The sequence below is a fragment of the Bacteroides faecis genome (assembly GCF_020091505.1).
In the GTDB taxonomy this organism is placed as follows: domain Bacteria; phylum Bacteroidota; class Bacteroidia; order Bacteroidales; family Bacteroidaceae; genus Bacteroides; species Bacteroides faecis.
Genome location: NZ_CP081916.1, coordinates 18060 through 36724, shown reverse-complemented (window position 1 = coordinate 36724; position 18665 = coordinate 18060). Strand labels below are relative to the sequence as shown.

Sequence of the window (18665 nt, the reverse complement as noted above, 5' to 3'; positions counted from 1 at the left end):
TGGTTCAGAATTTATAAGTGTAGGTAAAAGACGGAATACAGGGCAATAGGGTGTATTTTTTGATGACGGCTTTTCCATCATAATTATATGCACGGTATACCCATGCCGGATTCATGGAGTTGTATGCATTATATAAGCTAATATTCCAGATACGCATTCCGTGTTTGGTCTTTCTGTTGAAATTGATTCCTATATTCAGTCGGTGGCTTGCCGGTAACCGGTAATTATTGCGATGTTCTACATAATTAGATTCTCCGATATTGGGAGAGTTGTTGTAAGCAGGATTGTAGTAGTCCTCGTATCCTGGAGTATAACCATTGTTTGCCCCATTGCCGGGACGGATTATGGCGGTCTTTTCTTCGGGAATGGTACTTGTCCCTCCCGTATAAAATACCCATGAAGCACCGATGTCAATGCGTTCGTTGAATTTATGATTGACTGTCAGGTTTATGTTGTGGCGGCGGTCGTATTTGTATGGAAAACGTTCTCCATTGTTTATGCCGCCTTTGGCAAATTTGCGGTCGCTTTTGGATAAGGTGTATGACAGCCATCCTGTTGTCTTTCCAAGTGTTTTCTGTGCCATTAACTCAATTCCTACCGAGCGGCCTTTCCCCATTTCCACTTTGTTTTCCCATCCGGTGGAGGACCCGAAGAAGCTGACTCCATCTTTATATTCCAGCACATTGCGCATATCTTTGTAATATCCTTCCACCGAGAATTCCCAACCTTTAATTCCTGTATAATATCCTCCCAGAGAATATTGATGAGATTGCATCGGCTTTATTTCTTTTGTTACAGGAACCCACAAATCAGTCGGCATAGCTATCGGCATGGATGAAAGTAAATGTACATACTGACTCATTTTGGTATAAGATGCTTTTAGCGTTATGTCATCCGTCAGTTGATAACGGGCTGATATGCGTGGCTGTAGCGAAAAATAGCTTTGTTTTTGTACATGAAATAAAGAAAAATGCAGTCCGAGATTCAGGCGGAGGCGACTGCTGATCTTTAGGTTATCTTCTGCATAGGCGGATACTTCGTGTGCGTAAATCCGGCTATTATTCATGTTATGGTAAGTGGTGTCACGGTATGTCTGATCATCTGTCCTGTCAGAAATCTTGGAAGTCATTACTTCCGGACGGAAACGATGATAGATGTATCCGGCACCAAACTTGACATGATGTACGGGCGAGGGGTTGTAATCAAAGTCTATCTGATAGTTCCAGTCGTTAATGCCGGAGCGGTAATCGGAAGAATATCGGTTGGTAAAGGTTTCGTCATTGCCGAGAGCATATTGATTGCTCGTATATGCGTTAATGTCGAATAAGTAGTTGTTGTAAGAAACGGTTGTATTGCTAAACAGACGGTTATTGAAAATATAGTTCCATCTGGCGGAAATGATTGTGTTCCCCCAATTCATCTTACTGCCGTCCTTATAATCTGTATTGCTGTCGTAGTCAGCAGCAAAATGGTCTTTTCCATTGTAAGCACTTAAATAGAGGCGGCTTCGGTCGGAAAATTTATGGTTGATCTTTGCATTGATATCATAAAAGTAATAACTGTATTTCTCGTCATCGGGCATGAATGGTTTGGCTATTAAATCTGCATACGAACGTCTTGCGGATATGTTGAATGACGTTTTGTCTTTCACGATCGGCCCTTCCAGATTTATCTTGCTGGTCAGTAAGCCGATACTGAGTGTTCCATGATACTTTTTCATATCTCCATCATTGGTTCGTACATCAATGACAGAGGAGAGACGCCCGCCAAAACGTGCAGGAAAGGAACTTTTAAACAGAGTAACCTTTTTGATAGCTTCGGGGGTAAAGACGGAAAAGAATCCGAACATATGATCTACGTTATATACCGGGGTCCCGTCAAGTAATATCAGATTTTGGTCAGGACTGCCACCGCGTATGTATAATCCCGCCGAACCGTCTACGCCTGCCTGTACTCCGGGCATTAACTGGATAGCTTTCATTACATCTGCTTCTCCCAGTATGCTTGGAGTGTTCTTGATCTGAACCATTGGTATTTCAATTGATCCCATCTGTGTAGCTACTGTACCTGCTTCTGCTTTATCCGAAACGACTACTACTTCCTGTAATTGTGCGTTTCCTCTCATACGGATATTCAATAGTGTATCTTGTGAGAGAGTGAATTTATGTGTCTCTGTGGCGTATCCCAAATAGGAGAAACGTAATTCCGTTTCTCCTTCGGGTAAAGTAATACTATAAAAGCCGTAAGGATTGGTAGTAGTGCCTTGATATTGATGACTCTCAATGATATTAGTACCAATCAACGTCTCGGAAGACGTTCCGTCGGTAACATATCCGCTGATAGTAAACTTGCGGCTTACCGGCTTTTGCTTTTTCTTCTTTTGCAGGAGGATATAGCGCTCGGAGAACTGATAACTTATCGGTTCATCTTTGAATACGAGATCCAATATTTCATGCAAAGGCATATCTTTCACTTTCAGGTTGATTTTATGACTGATGTTGATTTCTTCGCCATAGATAAAGGAATATCCTGTCGAGTTCTCGATCCGCTTAACGAACTCCTTCAATGTAGCATTTCGCAGCGTGAGCGTGAGTCGGGCATTGGCATTTTGTGCGTATGCCTGTGCAGTGATAAGGATCACCATACCTATCAGAACGAGTGTTCTGACAGGCAGGTGTCTTTGAGGAATAGTTTTCATTTAGTCTAGTTTTGGAGTAATAGTAATCTGTTGAGTGTTTCGTGAATAGTTAAAATAACCGGCATTGTGCAATACAGACAAAATCGTTTCCAGATCTTCTCCATTGCGGAATCGTGCTGTGACCCGATAATTTCGCAAGGTGGAATCGGTGATGTGGATAGTTGTTCCGAACGAGTTGGACAGTTCGCGGGCAATCTCCTGTAGAGGTAGATCGTCGAATATAAACTCTCCGTGGCGCCAGGAAATTTCGTCTCCGGCATTTTCCAGTACCTTGCAGGTAAGCTTTTGTTCCACCTTATTATATATAGCTACTTCGTTTGGTTTCAAAACCATGTGTACTGAGTTGTTTTTATTGCTGACCGCTACCGATCCCGTCAGTAAAGTCGTCTTTACATCCGGATTGTCAGGATAGGCATCGACATTAAAATGAGTACCCAATACTTGAACGTCAATCGTTTCAGTCTGCACTATAAACGGGTGTTTTTTGTTTTTGCTTACCTCAAAATAGGCTTCTCCGCTCAGCTCCACTTCCCGGTTATCCGATTTGAACTGTTTCGGATAGGAAAGGGAAGAATAGTGGTTTAGCGTGACAGAAGTACCGTCGGGCAGAAGGATGGTACGTGTTTCTGCCAGGGTGGTAACTGTCTGTATGGATACCGGTTGCATATATAGATAAGCTGTCCATACCGATAGACAAAGTAAGACTACTGCTGCCGCTGCCGCAAATGTGCGTACCGGATATAACCGGCGATAATGGAATTTCAGCTTCTTCTCCAGTTGCGGATAGCTGGATGCTGCTGAAAAACGTCCTCTCGGTGAGCGGGTGGAAGCTATGAGCTTGTTCAGTATTTCTTCTAATTCTCTATCGGTATATTTCATATTTTTTCTATTTAGCTTTCTTTCTACTTTCGTTTTAGCAGAATTGTCAGTTTGCTGATACCGCCCTCTTTCCATTGGGGAGTACAGGATAAGGTAACATTCTGTTGTTTCAGTATCATCTTTTGGGGATAAAACTTGATGGTGGTCATAGCTGATTTCTGTCCCGCCTTGATGGTTACTTTGTTTTCTGTCAGTTTCATGATAGGTGCCTGTCCCGCAGGAAGAGCAGGAGTAGTGAGCAATACTGTCCTGTCCTCTTTTGATTTGTCGGCAGCTATAATTTTAATCTGCAACTCACTTTCGGATTGATTCTTGTCACACTCAATGGTTCGGGTGGATTTCTCAAATCCTACATAATCCTTGGGGAAGTTGTCATTGTCGTTGTTGCAGGAAAACAGACTCAGACATGTTGTTAAGAGGACAAAGAGCCCAACGTTTGTGTCATTAAACTTTTTCATCATTTCTGTCTTTTTTAGTGATTAATAGGTTTGTTTGCTGATAAAGACAGGGGATTGACAGAAACTCCCTACGCACTTTTTGCAAATAAACGTTAATATAAAAAGAACCGGTTTAATAACGTGCAACTGGGGGTGGTTGGCTGTTTTAATCATCCACTTGACAGAATCATCTCTTTCAGTCGGGTAACAGCTTTCTGGAGTTGGGTATCCACCGTCTTTATGCTGATATCCAGTTCTTCCGCTACTTGTGCATAGCTTTGCTTCTCTTCACGAATACGGATAAATACTTCCCGACAACGTTCCGGAAGCCGGTCGAGTGCTTTCACATAAATTGCAAACAATTCTTCGCTGATTAATGACTCTTCCGGAGAATAGCTTTGTTCCTGTGGTTCCGGCAAAGAATCGGAATGAATGGTGGTGTACTTTGATTCTTTTTCCAGATAATTGAGAGAAGCGTTCTTGACCAGAATAAAACAATAGTCCTCGATGTTTTTTACATCAAGGAGGGTGTCGCGCTGCTTCCATAGTTTCAGGAAGATATCGAGCACGATTTCCTGCGACCATTCTTCCTGTTTCACGTAATAATAGGCTATGCGGAAGAGTCGGTCGTAAGTCATGTTATAGAAGTCGCGGAAGGCTGTTTGTGAGTCCAGTTCCTTCATTTGCCGTAATAACTTTCTTACTTCTGATTCGGTCATCAGCTGATCTTTAATATTTTAGTTAACCCAAAGCAAGTCGCTCATAATACTGTCGGAGATGAAAATTCCTTCTCGTGTCAGGCGTAAGGCCCCTTCGTGCATTTCCAGTTTCCCATTTTCCAGATAGGGGGCAGACATCTTCCGGCAATATTCCCACAGTTCATTACCGAACTCTTGTTTTAGTTTTTCTATAGGGGTACCCCATACGGTGCGTATGGTGGTAATGATAAATTCGTTGTAACGGGTCGTCTGATCCAGATTTTCTGTTTCAAAGTTACGCCGGTCTCCTTCTATACCTTTTATATATAGGTCGATGGAAGACACGTTCCATTCGCGTGTTGTTCCATTGAACGAATGTGCAGACGGTCCGCAGCCCAGATATGGTATTCCTTTCCAGTACGAGGTATTGTGACGGGAGTATTTGCCGGGACGACAGAAATTGGATATTTCATAATGCTCGTATCCCGCTTCCTGCAAATGTTCGATCAGCAGTGTAAAGAACTGTAAGCTGGAATCTTCATCTACTTCCTCTATCTGGTGCTGTTTCAACATATTATATATAGGTGTATCTTCTTCGTAAGTCAGATGGTAGGCGGAAATGTGCTCTACGTTCAGGCTGGTGGCTTGGCGGAGATCATTTTCCCAACGTTCTTTGGTTTCTCCGGGCAGTCCGTATATAAGGTCGATACTGATGTTTTGAAACCCTGCCTCTCTGCATCTGTGGACTGCCTCGATGGCTGTCCGGGAAGTATGGCGGCGTTTCAGCAATTGGAGTGTCGTATCGTCGAATGTCTGTATTCCCATACTGATACGGTTGAATGGGAGGGAAGCGAGCATTTTCAGATAGTCCGGTGTCAAGTCATCGGGATTGGCTTCTAAGGTTATTTCCCGGCAATGTTCCATTCCATATTGTTCGCGGATGACATCAAATATAAGTATGAAATCTTCTTCTTCCAACTGGGACGGGGTACCTCCTCCGAAATAAATGGTTTCTACATATTCTCCTTTCAGGTATTTTTTTCGCATTTCCAGTTCACGGCAAAGGGCACGTACATAACGTGTCTTCAATTCGCTGCGGGTAGTGGAATAGAAATCGCAATAGATGCAGCGGGTTTTGCAAAAGGGAATATGAAGATAAATACCTGCCATAATTGCATTGTTTAAGAGTTCTAGCTGGCAAAAATAAGGCTATTTATTGGATAACTTAGTATTTTTTCAGGCATTTGTTTGTTTTTGAGTCGTATTCCGGAATTCGTTCCATAGTTGTTTCCCTTTAGTTCCACTATTGTTATCCTTTCGTTCCATAGCTGTGGAACGAACCGACTGCTGTGACTTGAAGAAATGAAGTATGCGATGGTGGATAATTAGGTATCGGGGGTGATTGTTTATTTTGTTCAATAAGGGGTTATGTTACATAACATTGTTTAGTAACACTGTCATAAATATTGCTTTTCCCCCAATAAATCCCTAATTTGCGCGTCACTAAATTAATGGTATGTGAGAAACATACTGAGTAATTACTAAAATCTTATATATTATGAAAGTATATCAGACTAATGAAATCAAGAACATTGCCTTGTTGGGAAGTTCTGGCTCTGGGAAAACCACTCTCGTGGAAGCAATGCTTTTCGAGAGTGGTGTTATAAAACGTCGCGGATCTGTTGCCGCAAAAAACACAGTTAGCGATTATTTCCCTGTTGAACAAGAGTATGGTTACTCCGTTTTCTCTACCGTTCTCCACGTAGAATGGAACAATAAAAAACTTAATATTATAGACTGTCCGGGATCGGACGACTTCGTTGGCAGTACGGTAACTGCACTTAATGTGACCGACACAGCAATTATACTTCTCAATGGTCAATACGGCGTCGAAGTCGGTACGCAAAATCACTTCCGATATACTGAAAAATTGAATAAGCCAGTTATTTTTCTAGTCAACCAGCTTGATAATGAAAAATGCGACTATGATAATATCCTTGAACAACTGAAAGAGGCATATGGCTCTAAAGTGGTTCCTATCCAATATCCTATTGCTACAGGTCCGGGCTTTAATGCTTTGATTGACGTATTGTTAATGAAGAAATATTCGTGGAAACCCGAAGGTGGTGCTCCTACGATTGAAGATATTCCGGCAGAAGAAATGGATAAGGCTATGGAAATGCACAAAGCATTGGTAGAAGCTGCTGCCGAAAACGATGAAGGTCTGATGGAGAAATTCTTTGAACAAGACTCTCTGACAGAAGATGAAATGCGGGAAGGTATCCGTAAAGGTTTGATTGCCAGAGGTATGTTCCCGGTGTTCTGCGTTTGTGGTGGTAAGGACATGGGCGTTCGCCGTTTGATGGAATTCTTGGGCAACGTTGTTCCTTTCGTCTCTGAAATGCCGAAAGTCGAAAATACAGACGGTAAAGAAGTGGCCCCGGATGTTAACGGACCGGAATCTTTGTATTTCTTTAAGACGAGTGTCGAACCGCATATCGGTGAGGTATCTTACTTTAAAGTAATGAGTGGCAAGGTTCGTGAAGGCGATGACTTGCTGAACGCTGACCGTGGTTCGAAAGAACGTATTGCTCAGATTTATGTCGTAGCCGGTGGTAACCGTGTGAAAGTGGAAGAACTTCAGGCCGGTGATATCGGTGCTGCTGTAAAACTGAAGGATGTGAAAACAGGAAATACACTGAACGGTAAGGACTGCGATTATAAATTCAACTTTATCAAATATCCGAATTCTAAATATTCCCGTGCTATCAAACCGGTGAATGAAGCGGATGTAGAAAAGATGATGACTATCTTGAATCGTATGCGCGAAGAAGATCCGACATGGGTGATTGAACAGTCGAAAGAGTTGAAACAAACACTGGTTCACGGACAAGGAGAGTTCCATCTGCGTACATTGAAGTGGCGTCTGGAAAATAATGAGAAACTTCAGGTGAAATACGAGGAACCGAAGATTCCGTATCGTGAAACAATTACGAAAGCTGCCCGTGCTGACTATCGTCATAAGAAGCAATCCGGTGGTGCCGGCCAGTTTGGTGAAGTTCACCTGATCGTGGAACCTTATAAAGAAGGTATGCCTGTGCCCGATACTTATAAATTCAATGGACAGGAATTCAAGATTACCGTGAGAGGTACCGAGGAAATTCCATTGGAATGGGGTGGTAAACTGGTATTTATTAACAGTATCGTAGGTGGTTCTATCGATGCCCGTTTCTTGCCTGCTATCATGAAAGGTATCATGTCTCGTCTGGAACAAGGTCCGTTGACTGGTTCGTATGCGCGTGATGTGCGTGTAATTGTGTATGATGGTAAGATGCACCCGGTAGACTCAAATGAAATTTCCTTTATGCTTGCCGGACGTAATGCCTTCAGTGAAGCCTTTAAAAATGCCGGTCCGAAGATTTTGGAACCGATTTATGATGTGGAAGTGTTTGTTCCGTCTGACAGAATGGGGGATGTGATGGGAGATCTTCAGGGACGTCGTGCCATGATTATGGGTATGAGCAGCGAAAAGGGATTTGAGAAACTTGTTGCTAAAGTACCTTTGAAGGAGATGTCTTCTTACTCGACAGCACTTAGTTCACTCACCGGTGGACGTGCTTCATTTATCATGAAGTTCGCTAGTTATGAACTTGTTCCGACAGATGTTCAGGAGAAGTTGATTAAAGATTTTGAGGCTAAACAAACGGAAGAATAAACAATAATTCTCTCAAAACTGTTAAAACCGTTGCCTTTTTTAAGTAAAAGGTGGCGGTTTTTGTTTAACTATGATTAATAAAGATGGAAAATCGCAAGGAAAAGATTTAATTTTTTATTAAATTTGCAAACCAAAGAAGGAGTTATATTGTTGTAGTAATCAGAATACAACCTAAATAGCTCTTTACGGTTAATTTCCGGGAACTTCCGGTTAAATCAAGTTAATGTGCTAGGAGTGTTAATTAGGGAGTGTTAATTTTGTTGCTATGAAGAAGTCAACAATTTGGATATTAAGTATTGTAATGGGGCTTTCTTTCCTTAGTCTGTTGTATCTGCAGGTCAGTTATATAGAGGAAATGATGAAAACCCGGAAGGAACAATTTGATGCGGCTGTGCGCAACAGCTTGGATCAGGTTTCCAAGGATGTGGAATATGCAGAAACAAGACGCTGGTTAATCGAAGATATTTCAGAAGCTGAGAGAAAAGCGTTGACTGCGAACAATTCTTCCATACAACAAAACAATTTGATTCAGCAAACGCAACGTTTTACAGTAAAGTCAAAAGATGGCAGAGTGTATTCGGACTTTGAACTGAAAGTGATGACTACCAAACCATCTGAGCTTCCTAAAGCTATGATTTCTCCTTATAGAGGCTCAAAGACGATTCCGGAAACTTCGCGTTCACTGGTAGAAGCTATTAAAAACCGATATATGTATCAACGGGCATTGCTGGATGAAGTAGCCTGGCAGATGATTTATCGGGGAAGCGACAGGTCGATTGGCGATAGGGTACGATTTGGAGACTTAAACGGGTATCTTAAATCGAATCTATATAATAATAGTATAGATCTGCCTTTTCATTATTCTGTGATTGACAAGGATGGACGTGAAGTCTACCGTTGTGCGGATTATGAAACAAAAGGAAGTGAGGAGTCTTATCAGCAGGCATTGTTTAAAAACGACCCGCCTGCAAAGATGAGCATTCTGAAAGTACATTTCCCGGGAAGGAAGGACTATATTTTCGATTCGATCAGTTTCATGATTCCGTCGCTGATATTTACGCTGGTGTTGTTGGTGACATTCATCTTTACGATTTATATCGTATTTCGACAGAAGAAGTTGACGGAGATGAAGAATGACTTTGTCAATAACATGACGCATGAATTCAAGACTCCGATATCAACTATCTCGTTGGCAGCGCAGATGTTGAAGGACCCCGCGGTAGCAAAATCACCGCAAATGTTCCAGCATATATCGGGAGTTATTAATGATGAAACCAAGCGCTTGCGCTTTCAGGTAGAAAAGGTGCTGCAGATGTCAATGTTTGACCGGCAGAAGGCAACGCTGAAGATGAAGGAAATCGATGCGAACGAACTGATATCGGGAGTGATCAATACCTTTGCACTGAAAGTGGAACGATATAATGGTAAGATAACATCGAACCTTGAGGCTGCCGATCCTGTTATATTTGCAGATGAAATGCATCTTACCAATGTGATCTTCAATCTGATGGATAACGCGGTAAAATATAAAAAAGCGGAAGAGGATCTGGAACTGAAGGTGAAAACGTGGAATGAATCGGGTAAACTGATGATTTCGATACAAGATAACGGTATTGGTATCAAGAAGGAAAACCTGAAAAAGATATTTGAAAAGTTCTATCGTGTGCATACGGGTAATCTGCACGATGTGAAGGGGTTTGGATTGGGATTGGCTTATGTGAAGAAAATTATTACCGATCATAAGGGAACCATTAGAGCGGAAAGCGACCTGAACGTGGGAACTAAATTTATTATTGCATTACCTTTATTAAAAAATAATTGATATGGACGAGAAACTGCGTATTTTATTATGCGAGGATGACGAAAATCTTGGCATGCTTTTAAGAGAATATTTACAGGCAAAAGGTTATTCTGCTGAGTTATATCCTGATGGAGAAGCCGGTTATAAGGCTTTCTTGAAGAATAAATATGACTTGTGCGTGTTTGACGTTATGATGCCTAAAAAGGATGGCTTTACGTTGGCACAGGATGTCCGTGCTGCGAATGCTGAGATACCTATTATCTTCCTGACTGCAAAAACGCTGAAAGAAGATATTCTGGAAGGATTTAAGATTGGTGCGGATGATTATATCACTAAACCATTCAGTATGGAAGAGTTGACTTTCAGAATTGAAGCTATCTTGAGACGTGTTCGTGGAAAGAAGAACAAAGAAAGCAACATCTACAAAATCGGTAAGTTTACCTTTGACACTCAGAAACAGATTCTGGCTACAGAAGGCAAGCAGACCAAGTTGACTACCAAAGAGTCTGAACTTCTCGGACTGCTTTGTGCACATGCTAATGAGATTCTGCAACGTGACTTTGCTCTGAAAACTATCTGGATTGATGATAACTACTTCAATGCCCGTAGTATGGATGTGTATATCACGAAGTTGCGTAAGCACTTGAAAGAAGATGATTCTATTGAGATTATCAATATCCACGGAAAAGGCTATAAGCTGATTACACCGGAAGTTGAATCTTAATGAGTATTCGGATAACCACAAATAAAAAATCCCGGAAACATTCGTTCCCGGGATTTTTTATTGATTTCTAATAAATTAATCAGCGATCTTCTTATTAATGATAATATAAGAAATGAGTCCCAGTACTACAAGGAATACTGAACTGCCCAGAACCGCGTTGTTGTTTACATTGCCGGTAAAGGAACAAGCCAACAGGATGACCACTCCGATCAAGATTAATATCAATCCCAAATTCTTTAATAAGCCTTTCATGCGTGTGTATTTTAATAGATTATAATATTCCAGTCACAAATTAAAGCATAATTCTTTAACGGGCGAAATAATTTAGGTGAAAAATCCATTATAAAGACAGATTTAGTGGATTTTATGAATTAAATGATTGCTTTTCTGCCTAGTCCTTGGTATTGTAGAATACCTTTTTTAAGACTTCCTGTCCAATGCTCAGTTCTTCCAGGGTAATGCCATGAAGAGCTTCCTTCAAAGTCTGTCCTGCAATGATGCGCGCTTTTTCTTCCAGTTCTTTTCCGTCTTTTGTCAGGTGGATCAGATTGGTACGGCGATCTTTTTTGTCAGAAATGCGCACTACAAGATGCTGCCGTTCCATGTTGTCTATGAGGCGGGTCATGCTGGGTTTGTCTTTAAAAGTTGCATTGCACAACTCTTGTTGCGTAACGCCGTCCTTCTCCCATAGAAAGATGAGTACCGTCCATTGCTCAGGGCTGATTTCCAGACCGTTCTGACGGAAATTACGATATAGCTTCCGGTTGATTGCAGCGGAAACCTTACCATTTAAGATGGCGAATATAAGCCGGATATCGAAATTAAATTGCTCTATCATGAAATTATTGTTTAAACAACTTTGCAAAGGTAAGCCTCTTCCCGGATAATTCCTACATTCGGATACAAAAAAAGATTAAATATTTGTAGTTCAAAATAAAATGCCTAACTTTGCACCCGCAATTTAAAATAAAATAAATTATTTATTTAATTAAACGAGTATGAATCAATACGAAACCGTTTTCATTTTAACTCCCGTTTTGTCTGATGTTCAGATGAAGGAAGCGGTAGACAAATTCAAAGGTATTCTTCAAACTGAAGGTGCTGAGATTATCAATGAAGAAAACTGGGGACTGAAGAAATTGGCTTACCCAATTCAGAAGAAGTCTACAGGTTTTTATCAATTGGTTGAGTTCAATGCAGATCCTACTGTAATTGACAAGTTGGAACTTAACTTCCGTCGTGATGAACGCGTTATCCGCTTCTTGACTTTCAAAATGGACAAGTATGCTGCGGAATATGCTGCTAAAAGAAGAAGTGTTAAATCAAACAAAAAGGAGGATTAATCATGGCACAACAGACTCAATCAGAAATCAGATATTTAACTCCGCCCTCAGTAGACGTTAAGAAGAAAAAATACTGTCGTTTCAAAAAGAGCGGTATCCGTTATATCGACTACAAAGATCCTGAATTCTTGAAGAAATTCTTGAACGAACAAGGAAAAATTCTTCCACGTCGTATCACTGGTACTTCTTTGAAGTTCCAACGTCGTATCGCACAAGCTGTGAAGAGAGCTCGTCACTTGGCATTGTTGCCTTATGTAACTGACATGATGAAATAAGAAGGAGGAAAAGTATGGAAATTATATTGAAAGAAGACATCGTAAACTTGGGTTATAAGAACGATATCGTAAACGTGAAATCCGGATACGGTCGTAATTATCTGATCCCGACTGGAAAAGCTATCATCGCTTCTCCTTCTGCAAAGAAAATGTTGGCTGAAGACTTGAAACAGCGTGCTCACAAACTTGAGAAGATCAAGAAAGATGCTGAAGCACTGGCTGCTAAGTTGGAAGGCGTTTCATTGACTATCGCAACAAAAGTTAGTTCAACAGGTACTATCTTCGGTTCTGTTAGCAATATCCAGATTGCTGAAGCATTGGCAAAACTGGGTCACGAAGTTGACAGAAAGATCATCGTTGTAAAAGACGCTGTGAAAGAAGTTGGTAACTACAAAGCTATCGTAAAACTTCACAAGGAAGTTTCTGTAGAAATTCCTTTCGAAGTAGTTGCTGAATAAGAGCAAATTTACTTCTTATATAAAAAAGCGATTTGTTCTGATGGATAAATCGCTTTTTTTTATCATCTTTGCTGATAATATGAAATTCAACCGTTGTTATCTGAAGAGAATCGTTTTGCTGCTCCTGGTCTCTCTGGGAATTGGCAATGCTCTTTATGCGAATAACGAATTGAAAATACTGGCTGACTCTCTGCATAAAATGATAGATGCGAAGCCTCTATTTGTGCAGAAGAAGGAACAGCGGATTGCCCGAATTAAATGTTTGTTGAAAGACTCCGGGCTGACTCCCGATCGGGAATACAAAATTAATCTTCAATTATACAACGAGTATAAGAAATTTAATATTGATTCTGCCATTCATTATGTCGACCGGAATCTTGAAATTGCTCGTCAGCTAAACAGAAACTACCTGAAATACCAGTCGTCTTTACAACTCAGTCTCGTATATTCTATGTGCGGCAGGTATAGGGATGCGGAATTACTCCTCGAAAATATAAAACCATCAGAACTTCCTCGTTCATTATTAGCTACTTATTATGATACATATGCCCGTTTTTGGGAGTATTATTCGATTTCTGCTACCAATAATCAGTACGGAAAAAAACGGGAAGCCTATCAGGATTCACTGTATGCTCTTATGGATCATACTTCCTTTGACTATAAATTGTCACGGGCTTATTCTTATACAGGACGCGATTCAACAAAGGCGATCAAGATTTTGGATGAGTTGCTGAATGCTGAGGAGGTAGGAACTCCTAATTATGCGATGATTACTCATTCGTATGCCATGCTGAGCCGCTATTTGAAGAGAGAGGATGATGCAAAGAAATACCTCATGATGTCTGCCATTGCTGATATTCAGAATGCCACACGTGAAACGGCCTCCTTACAGGCACTTGCACTGATACAATATGAGGAAAATAATTTGGCGGATGCTTTCAAATTTACACAGTCGGCTATTGATGATGTAGTTTCCTCCGGTATTCATTTCCGGGCAATGGAAATCTATAAATTCTATTCTATTATTAATACAGCTTATCAGACGGAGGAAGCCAGATCTAAATCGAATCTGATTACCTTTCTTATCTCAACCAGCGTTTCTCTTTTTCTTTTAGTCGTATTGGTGGTGTTCATTTATATTCAGATGAAGAAGACACTGCGGATGAAGCGGGCGTTGGCACAAAGTAATGAGGAACTTTTGAGATTGAACGACAAGCTCAATAGTATGAATAGTGAGCTGAATGACAAGAATGATGAACTGTCTGAGATTAATAATATAAAGGAGCATTATATAGCTCAATTCTTCGATGTATGTTTCAGTTACATCCATAAAATGGAGAAATATCAGAATATGCTTTATAAGATAGCCATTAATAAGTGTTATGAAGAACTGATTAAAAAGCTGAAATCATCTGCGCTGATTGATGATGAACTTGATGCTTTATATACTCGCTTCGATAGAGTCTTTTTGAATTTATATCCGACTTTTGTTTCAGATTTCAATGCCTTGCTGAAAGATGATGAGAAAATTATTCTCAAGCAGGATGCATTGTTGAACAGGGAGCTACGCATTTATGCTTTGTTGCGTCTGGGTATCACAGATAGTGGTAAGATCGCCAACTTCCTCCGTTGCTCTACAAGTACTGTCTATAATTATCGTACTAAGATGCGAAACAAGGCTGCGGTAGACCGGGATGAATTTGAAAATGAAATTATGAAAATCTGACCAGTATAGACGATTTTGTGCCATTTCTAAGGAAAAGCCCTTTCCAAACTATCTACATTTTTTAGATAGGTAAATATAGATAAGTGTTTGATATATAGAGGTAAATGTGTTTTTTGAATCTACATAAAGTTGTGTAGACTCCATAAAGCGTTATTTATTTGGCTAGTTTTGCGATATCGGTTTTCAGACAATTTGCGAACGGATGAAAATCGGTATCTTATATATTGTTTGTACTTAAATTCGCCATGTTTTATGAATACACAATTTTCACTAGACACAAAAATAAAGGTAGGAATAATCGGTTTCGGTAGAATGGGAAGATTCTATTGGGAGGCGATGCGAAAGAGTGGGCGATGGGAGATTGCCTATATTTGTGATACGGACCCTACAACACGCGAACTGGCAAAGAAATTATCTCCCGAATCTCGTGTAATAGATAATGATCAGAGAATTTTTGAAGACGAGAGTATACAGGTTGTCGGACTCTTCACATTAGCAGACTCAAGACTTGAACAAATAGAAAAGGCTATTCGATACGGAAAGCATATCATTGCGGAAAAACCCGTTGCAGATACAATGGAAAAAGAGTGGAAAGTAGTAGATATGATAGAGAATTCAAATGTACTTTCTACGGTGAATTTATATCTGCGAAACTCCTGGTATCATAATTTGATGAAGGAATATATTCAAAAGGGAGAAATTGGGGAGTTGGCTATCATCCGTATCTGCCACATGACTCCGGGACTGGCACCGGGTGAAGGGCATGAGTATGAAGGACCGGCTTTCCACGATTGCGGAATGCATTATGTTGATATTGTCCGCTGGTACGCTGAAAGTGAATATAGAACATGGAATGCCCAAGGCGTGAACATGTGGAATTACAAAGACCCTTGGTGGGTACAATGTCACGGAACTTTTCAAAATGGTATAGTCTTTGATATCACGCAAGGCTTTGTCTATGGGCAGCTATCCAAAGATCAGACACATAATTCTTATGTAGATATTATAGGTACAGAAGGTATTGTGCGTATGACGCATGACTTCAAAACCGCTGTTGTTGATTTACATGGAGTGCATCAGACACTTCGTGTGGAAAAACCTTTTGGTGGGAAGAATATTGATGTACTGTGCGATTTGTTTGCTGATTCAGTGTTGACCGGTAAACGAAATCCCCGTCTGCCGTTAATGTACGATTCGACTATCGCATCCGAATATGCGTGGAAATTCTTACAGGATGCGCGTATGAATGATTTGCCGGCTATCGGTAATTTACAGACTCTTGAGCAGATACGCGAACGCAGAAAAAACATGAAAAATGGATATGGGTTGCTACATAGTAATCCACCACAAATAACTAACTCCTTAAAATAATAAAACCATGTCAGACTTTTCAAGAAGAAAATTCCTTAAAACGGGAGCCGCCGCTTTAGCAGGCATCACCATTGCTCCCAGCTCTATCTTAGGTATGAGCCACGGGCACGTTTCACCAACCGACAAACTGAACCTCGCAGCCGTAGGTATCGGAGGTATGGGACACGCCAACATCAACAATGTGAAGGGCACCGAAAACATCGTAGCCCTCTGTGATGTGGACTGGAAATATGCCAAAGGCGTATTCGACGAGTTCCCCAAAGCTAAGAAATACTGGGACTACCGCAAGATGTACGACGAAATGGGCAAATCCATTGACGGTGTCATCATTGCCACTGCCGACCATACTCACGCCATTATCACGGCAGACGCCATGACAATGGGCAAACATGTATATTGCCAGAAACCGCTGACACACTCCGTATATGAATCCCGTCTGCTGACCAGACTTGCCGCTTCCACCGGAGTAGTAACCCAGATGGGTAACCAGGGAGCATCAGGCGAAGGTACCGACCTTGTTTGCGAATGGATCTGGAATGGAGAAATCGGTGAAGTGACTAAAGTGGAATGCGCCACCGACCGTCCTATCTGGCCGCAAGGACTGAATGCACCCGAAAAGGCGGACCGCATCCCCAACACATTGAACTGGGATCTTTTCACCGGACCTGCCAAACTGAATCCGTACAACAACGTTTATCATCCCTGGAACTGGCGCGGATGGTGGGATTACGGTACAGGTGCATTGGGTGATATGGCCTGCCATATCCTGCATCAGCCGTTCAGAGCTCTGAAACTGGGTTATCCTACCAAAGTGGAAGGTTCTTCTACATTATTACTGAGTGCCTGCGCTCCTCAGGCCCAGCATGTGAAAATGATTTTCCCCGCCCGCGACAATATGCCGAAAGTTGCCTTGCCGGAAGTTGAGGTACACTGGTATGACGGCGGTATGATGCCGGAACGTCCGAAAGGTTTCCCGGAAGGAAAACAGCTGATGGGCCCCGGTGGCGGTCTGACCATTTTCCACGGAACAAAGGACACATTGATTTGCGGCTGCTACGGAGAACAACCTTTCTTGTTGTCAGGCCGTGTGCCCAACGCACCGAAAGTATGCCGCCGTGTCAAATGTTCCCATGAAATGGACTGGGTACGTGCTTGCAAGGAAGACAAATCCAACCGCGTGATGCCGAAAGCGGATTTCTCCGAATCGGGACCGATGAACGAAATGGTAGTAATGGGTGTATTGGCTATCCGTCTGCAAGGCTTGAACAAGACACTGGAATGGGACGGCGCCAACATGTGCTTCACTAATATCGGTGATAATGAAACACTCAGAACCTGTATCAAAGACGGATTTACGATTCATGACGGTCACCCGTCCTTCAACAAGACCTGGACAGATCCGATCAACGCGAAACAATTCGCAGCCGAACTGGTGAAACATAATTATCGTGAAGGCTGGAGACTGCCCGATATGCCACGATAACACGATAAAAGTAAGTTAGGAATTAAAGATTAAAAAATAAATAGCAATTATTATGAAGAAAGTATTTTATCCATTAGCTTGTTGTCTTGCAGCGGGAGTTCTGGTTTCCTGCGGTGGTCAGAAGAAAGCCGGAACAGCTCAGGAAGAGCAGTCGGCAAACGAAGTAGCATTGTCATATTCAAAATCATTAAAAGCGGCAGAGACGGACAGCCTGCAATTGCCGGTAGATGCGGATGGTTACATCACCATCTTTGACGGAAAAACATTCAACGGATGGCGTGGTTACGGTAAGGACAGAGTGCCTTCCAAGTGGACTATCGAGGACGGCTGTATCAAGTTCAACGGTTCCGGCGGCGGTGAAGCGCAGGACGGTGACGGCGGAGATTTGATCTTCGCTCACAAATTCAAGAACTTCGAACTGGAAATGGAATGGAAGATTTCCAAGGGCGGTAACTCCGGTATCTTCTATCTGGCTCAGGAAGTGACTTCCAAGGACAAGGATGGTAACGATGTACTCGAACCGATCTATATCTCCGCTCCCGAATATCAGGTATTGGACAATGACAATCATCCGGATGCCAAACTGGGTAAGGACAATAACCGTCAGTCGGCTTCTTTGTATGACATGATTCCGGCTGTTCCCCAGAATGCGAAACCTTCCGGCGAATGGAACAAGGCTAAGATCATGGTTTACAAAGGCACTGTTGTTCACGGACAGAATGACGAGAATGTTCTTGAATATCACCTGTGGACAAAACAATGGACTGATATGTTGCAGGCCAGCAAATTCAGCGAAGACAAATGGCCGCTGGCTTTCGAACTGCTGAATAACTGCGGTGGTGAAAACCATGAAGGATTTATCGGAATGCAGGATCACGGTGACGATGTTTGGTTCCGCAATATCCGCGTGAAAGTTTTGGACTGATCGCGTAAATAATTCAAAGAGAGGCTGTGTTGAAAGTAAAATCAACTGGCGTTTAGTTCTGAATGACAGAATGATATGCCCGACGAACTTCTGACACAGCCTTTTCATTTTAATACTTGAACCCCTTTATCT

General features: G+C 41.7%; 17 protein-coding genes. 10 read left to right on the top strand and 7 right to left on the bottom strand.

The features are described from left to right. Positions 1-4 precede the first annotated feature (4 nt). The 5 genes from K6V30_RS00585 to hemW all read right to left on the bottom strand — a co-directional run bounded on the left by K6V30_RS00585 (position 5) and on the right by hemW (position 5882). Positions 5-2698, bottom strand: a complete 2694-nt coding sequence (locus K6V30_RS00585; protein WP_055270510.1) for a TonB-dependent receptor — start codon at positions 2696-2698, stop codon at positions 5-7. Then, entirely contained in the window at positions 2699-3577 is an 879-nt protein-coding gene (locus K6V30_RS00580; RefSeq protein WP_055270508.1) for a FecR family protein, read from the bottom strand. 23 nt (positions 3578-3600) lie between these two features. After that, entirely contained in the window at positions 3601-4035 is a 435-nt protein-coding gene (locus K6V30_RS00575) for a hypothetical protein (RefSeq protein ID WP_022301588.1), read from the bottom strand. Positions 4036-4184: 149 nt separating this feature from the next. Beyond that, complete coding sequence (locus K6V30_RS00570) at positions 4185-4733, bottom strand: RNA polymerase sigma-70 factor (protein ID WP_055270506.1); 549 nt, start codon at positions 4731-4733, stop codon at positions 4185-4187. 18 nt (positions 4734-4751) lie between these two features. After that, positions 4752-5882 (bottom strand): radical SAM family heme chaperone HemW, encoded by a 1131-nt coding sequence (hemW, locus tag K6V30_RS00565; RefSeq protein ID WP_010539400.1) that lies wholly within the window; start codon positions 5880-5882, stop codon positions 4752-4754. A gap of 388 nt (positions 5883-6270) precedes the next feature. On the opposite strand from hemW, the gene K6V30_RS00560 reads away from it, so the two are divergent. The 3 genes from K6V30_RS00560 to rprY all read left to right on the top strand — a co-directional run bounded on the left by K6V30_RS00560 (position 6271) and on the right by rprY (position 10952). Further along, positions 6271-8427: an elongation factor G gene (locus tag K6V30_RS00560; protein WP_010539399.1), complete on the top strand. Its 2157-nt coding sequence runs from the start codon at positions 6271-6273 to the stop codon at positions 8425-8427. A gap of 265 nt (positions 8428-8692) precedes the next feature. Next, positions 8693-10249 (top strand): sensor histidine kinase, encoded by a 1557-nt coding sequence (locus K6V30_RS00555; RefSeq protein WP_010539398.1) that lies wholly within the window; start codon positions 8693-8695, stop codon positions 10247-10249. A gap of 1 nt (position 10250) precedes the next feature. Then, positions 10251-10952 carry a response regulator transcription factor RprY gene (gene rprY, locus K6V30_RS00550; RefSeq protein ID WP_005678712.1) on the top strand — a complete coding sequence of 234 codons (702 nt, stop codon included), beginning with the start codon at positions 10251-10253 and terminating at the stop codon, positions 10950-10952. 75 nt (positions 10953-11027) lie between these two features. Here the strand turns inward: rprY and K6V30_RS00545 are convergent, their stop codons facing one another. Then, positions 11028-11204 carry a hypothetical protein gene (locus K6V30_RS00545; RefSeq protein WP_010539397.1) on the bottom strand — a complete coding sequence of 59 codons (177 nt, stop codon included), beginning with the start codon at positions 11202-11204 and terminating at the stop codon, positions 11028-11030. Between the two features lie 139 nt (positions 11205-11343). Further along, entirely contained in the window at positions 11344-11790 is a 447-nt protein-coding gene (locus K6V30_RS00540; protein ID WP_008759738.1) for a MarR family winged helix-turn-helix transcriptional regulator, read from the bottom strand. A 160-nt stretch (positions 11791-11950) separates the two neighbouring features. On the opposite strand from K6V30_RS00540, the gene rpsF reads away from it, so the two are divergent. The 7 genes from rpsF (at position 11951) to K6V30_RS00505 (ending at position 18533) form a co-directional block, all read left to right on the top strand. Continuing rightward, positions 11951-12295 (top strand): 30S ribosomal protein S6, encoded by a 345-nt coding sequence (rpsF, locus tag K6V30_RS00535; protein WP_055270504.1) that lies wholly within the window; start codon positions 11951-11953, stop codon positions 12293-12295. A gap of 2 nt (positions 12296-12297) precedes the next feature. Next, positions 12298-12570 carry a 30S ribosomal protein S18 gene (gene rpsR, locus K6V30_RS00530; protein ID WP_008759740.1) on the top strand — a complete coding sequence of 91 codons (273 nt, stop codon included), beginning with the start codon at positions 12298-12300 and terminating at the stop codon, positions 12568-12570. 14 nt (positions 12571-12584) lie between these two features. Beyond that, positions 12585-13028, top strand: coding sequence for a 50S ribosomal protein L9 (gene rplI / locus K6V30_RS00525; RefSeq protein WP_010539395.1), 444 nt, complete (start codon positions 12585-12587; stop codon positions 13026-13028). A 79-nt stretch (positions 13029-13107) separates the two neighbouring features. Then, on the top strand, positions 13108-14754 hold the full coding sequence (locus tag K6V30_RS00520; protein ID WP_055270603.1) for a DUF6377 domain-containing protein: 1647 nt from the start codon (positions 13108-13110) through the stop codon (positions 14752-14754). 252 nt (positions 14755-15006) lie between these two features. Beyond that, positions 15007-16125: a Gfo/Idh/MocA family protein gene (locus K6V30_RS00515; RefSeq protein ID WP_022301592.1), complete on the top strand. Its 1119-nt coding sequence runs from the start codon at positions 15007-15009 to the stop codon at positions 16123-16125. A 7-nt stretch (positions 16126-16132) separates the two neighbouring features. Continuing rightward, positions 16133-17608: a Gfo/Idh/MocA family protein gene (locus K6V30_RS00510; RefSeq protein ID WP_010539392.1), complete on the top strand. Its 1476-nt coding sequence runs from the start codon at positions 16133-16135 to the stop codon at positions 17606-17608. A gap of 52 nt (positions 17609-17660) precedes the next feature. After that, positions 17661-18533: a 3-keto-disaccharide hydrolase gene (locus tag K6V30_RS00505; RefSeq protein WP_055269526.1), complete on the top strand. Its 873-nt coding sequence runs from the start codon at positions 17661-17663 to the stop codon at positions 18531-18533. The last annotated feature ends 132 nt before the right edge of the window (positions 18534-18665 follow it).

Excerpts from the sequence above, each read along its gene's own strand:
- K6V30_RS00585 (WP_055270510.1), bottom strand. The coding sequence starts at position 2,698 with ATGAAAACTATTCCTCAAAGACACCTGCCTGTCAGAACACTCGTTCTG.
- K6V30_RS00580 (WP_055270508.1), bottom strand. The coding sequence starts at position 3,577 with ATGAAATATACCGATAGAGAATTAGAAGAAATACTGAACAAGCTCATA.
- K6V30_RS00575 (WP_022301588.1), bottom strand. The coding sequence starts at position 4,035 with ATGAAAAAGTTTAATGACACAAACGTTGGGCTCTTTGTCCTCTTAACA.
- K6V30_RS00570 (WP_055270506.1), bottom strand. The coding sequence starts at position 4,733 with ATGACCGAATCAGAAGTAAGAAAGTTATTACGGCAAATGAAGGAACTG.
- hemW (WP_010539400.1), bottom strand. The coding sequence starts at position 5,882 with ATGGCAGGTATTTATCTTCATATTCCCTTTTGCAAAACCCGCTGCATC.
- K6V30_RS00560 (WP_010539399.1), top strand. The coding sequence starts at position 6,271 with ATGAAAGTATATCAGACTAATGAAATCAAGAACATTGCCTTGTTGGGA.
- K6V30_RS00555 (WP_010539398.1), top strand. The coding sequence starts at position 8,693 with ATGAAGAAGTCAACAATTTGGATATTAAGTATTGTAATGGGGCTTTCT.
- rprY (WP_005678712.1), top strand. The coding sequence starts at position 10,251 with ATGGACGAGAAACTGCGTATTTTATTATGCGAGGATGACGAAAATCTT.
- K6V30_RS00545 (WP_010539397.1), bottom strand. The coding sequence starts at position 11,204 with ATGAAAGGCTTATTAAAGAATTTGGGATTGATATTAATCTTGATCGGA.
- K6V30_RS00540 (WP_008759738.1), bottom strand. The coding sequence starts at position 11,790 with ATGATAGAGCAATTTAATTTCGATATCCGGCTTATATTCGCCATCTTA.
- rpsF (WP_055270504.1), top strand. The coding sequence starts at position 11,951 with ATGAATCAATACGAAACCGTTTTCATTTTAACTCCCGTTTTGTCTGAT.
- rpsR (WP_008759740.1), top strand. The coding sequence starts at position 12,298 with ATGGCACAACAGACTCAATCAGAAATCAGATATTTAACTCCGCCCTCA.
- rplI (WP_010539395.1), top strand. The coding sequence starts at position 12,585 with ATGGAAATTATATTGAAAGAAGACATCGTAAACTTGGGTTATAAGAAC.
- K6V30_RS00520 (WP_055270603.1), top strand. The coding sequence starts at position 13,108 with ATGAAATTCAACCGTTGTTATCTGAAGAGAATCGTTTTGCTGCTCCTG.
- K6V30_RS00515 (WP_022301592.1), top strand. The coding sequence starts at position 15,007 with ATGAATACACAATTTTCACTAGACACAAAAATAAAGGTAGGAATAATC.
- K6V30_RS00510 (WP_010539392.1), top strand. The coding sequence starts at position 16,133 with ATGTCAGACTTTTCAAGAAGAAAATTCCTTAAAACGGGAGCCGCCGCT.
- K6V30_RS00505 (WP_055269526.1), top strand. The coding sequence starts at position 17,661 with ATGAAGAAAGTATTTTATCCATTAGCTTGTTGTCTTGCAGCGGGAGTT.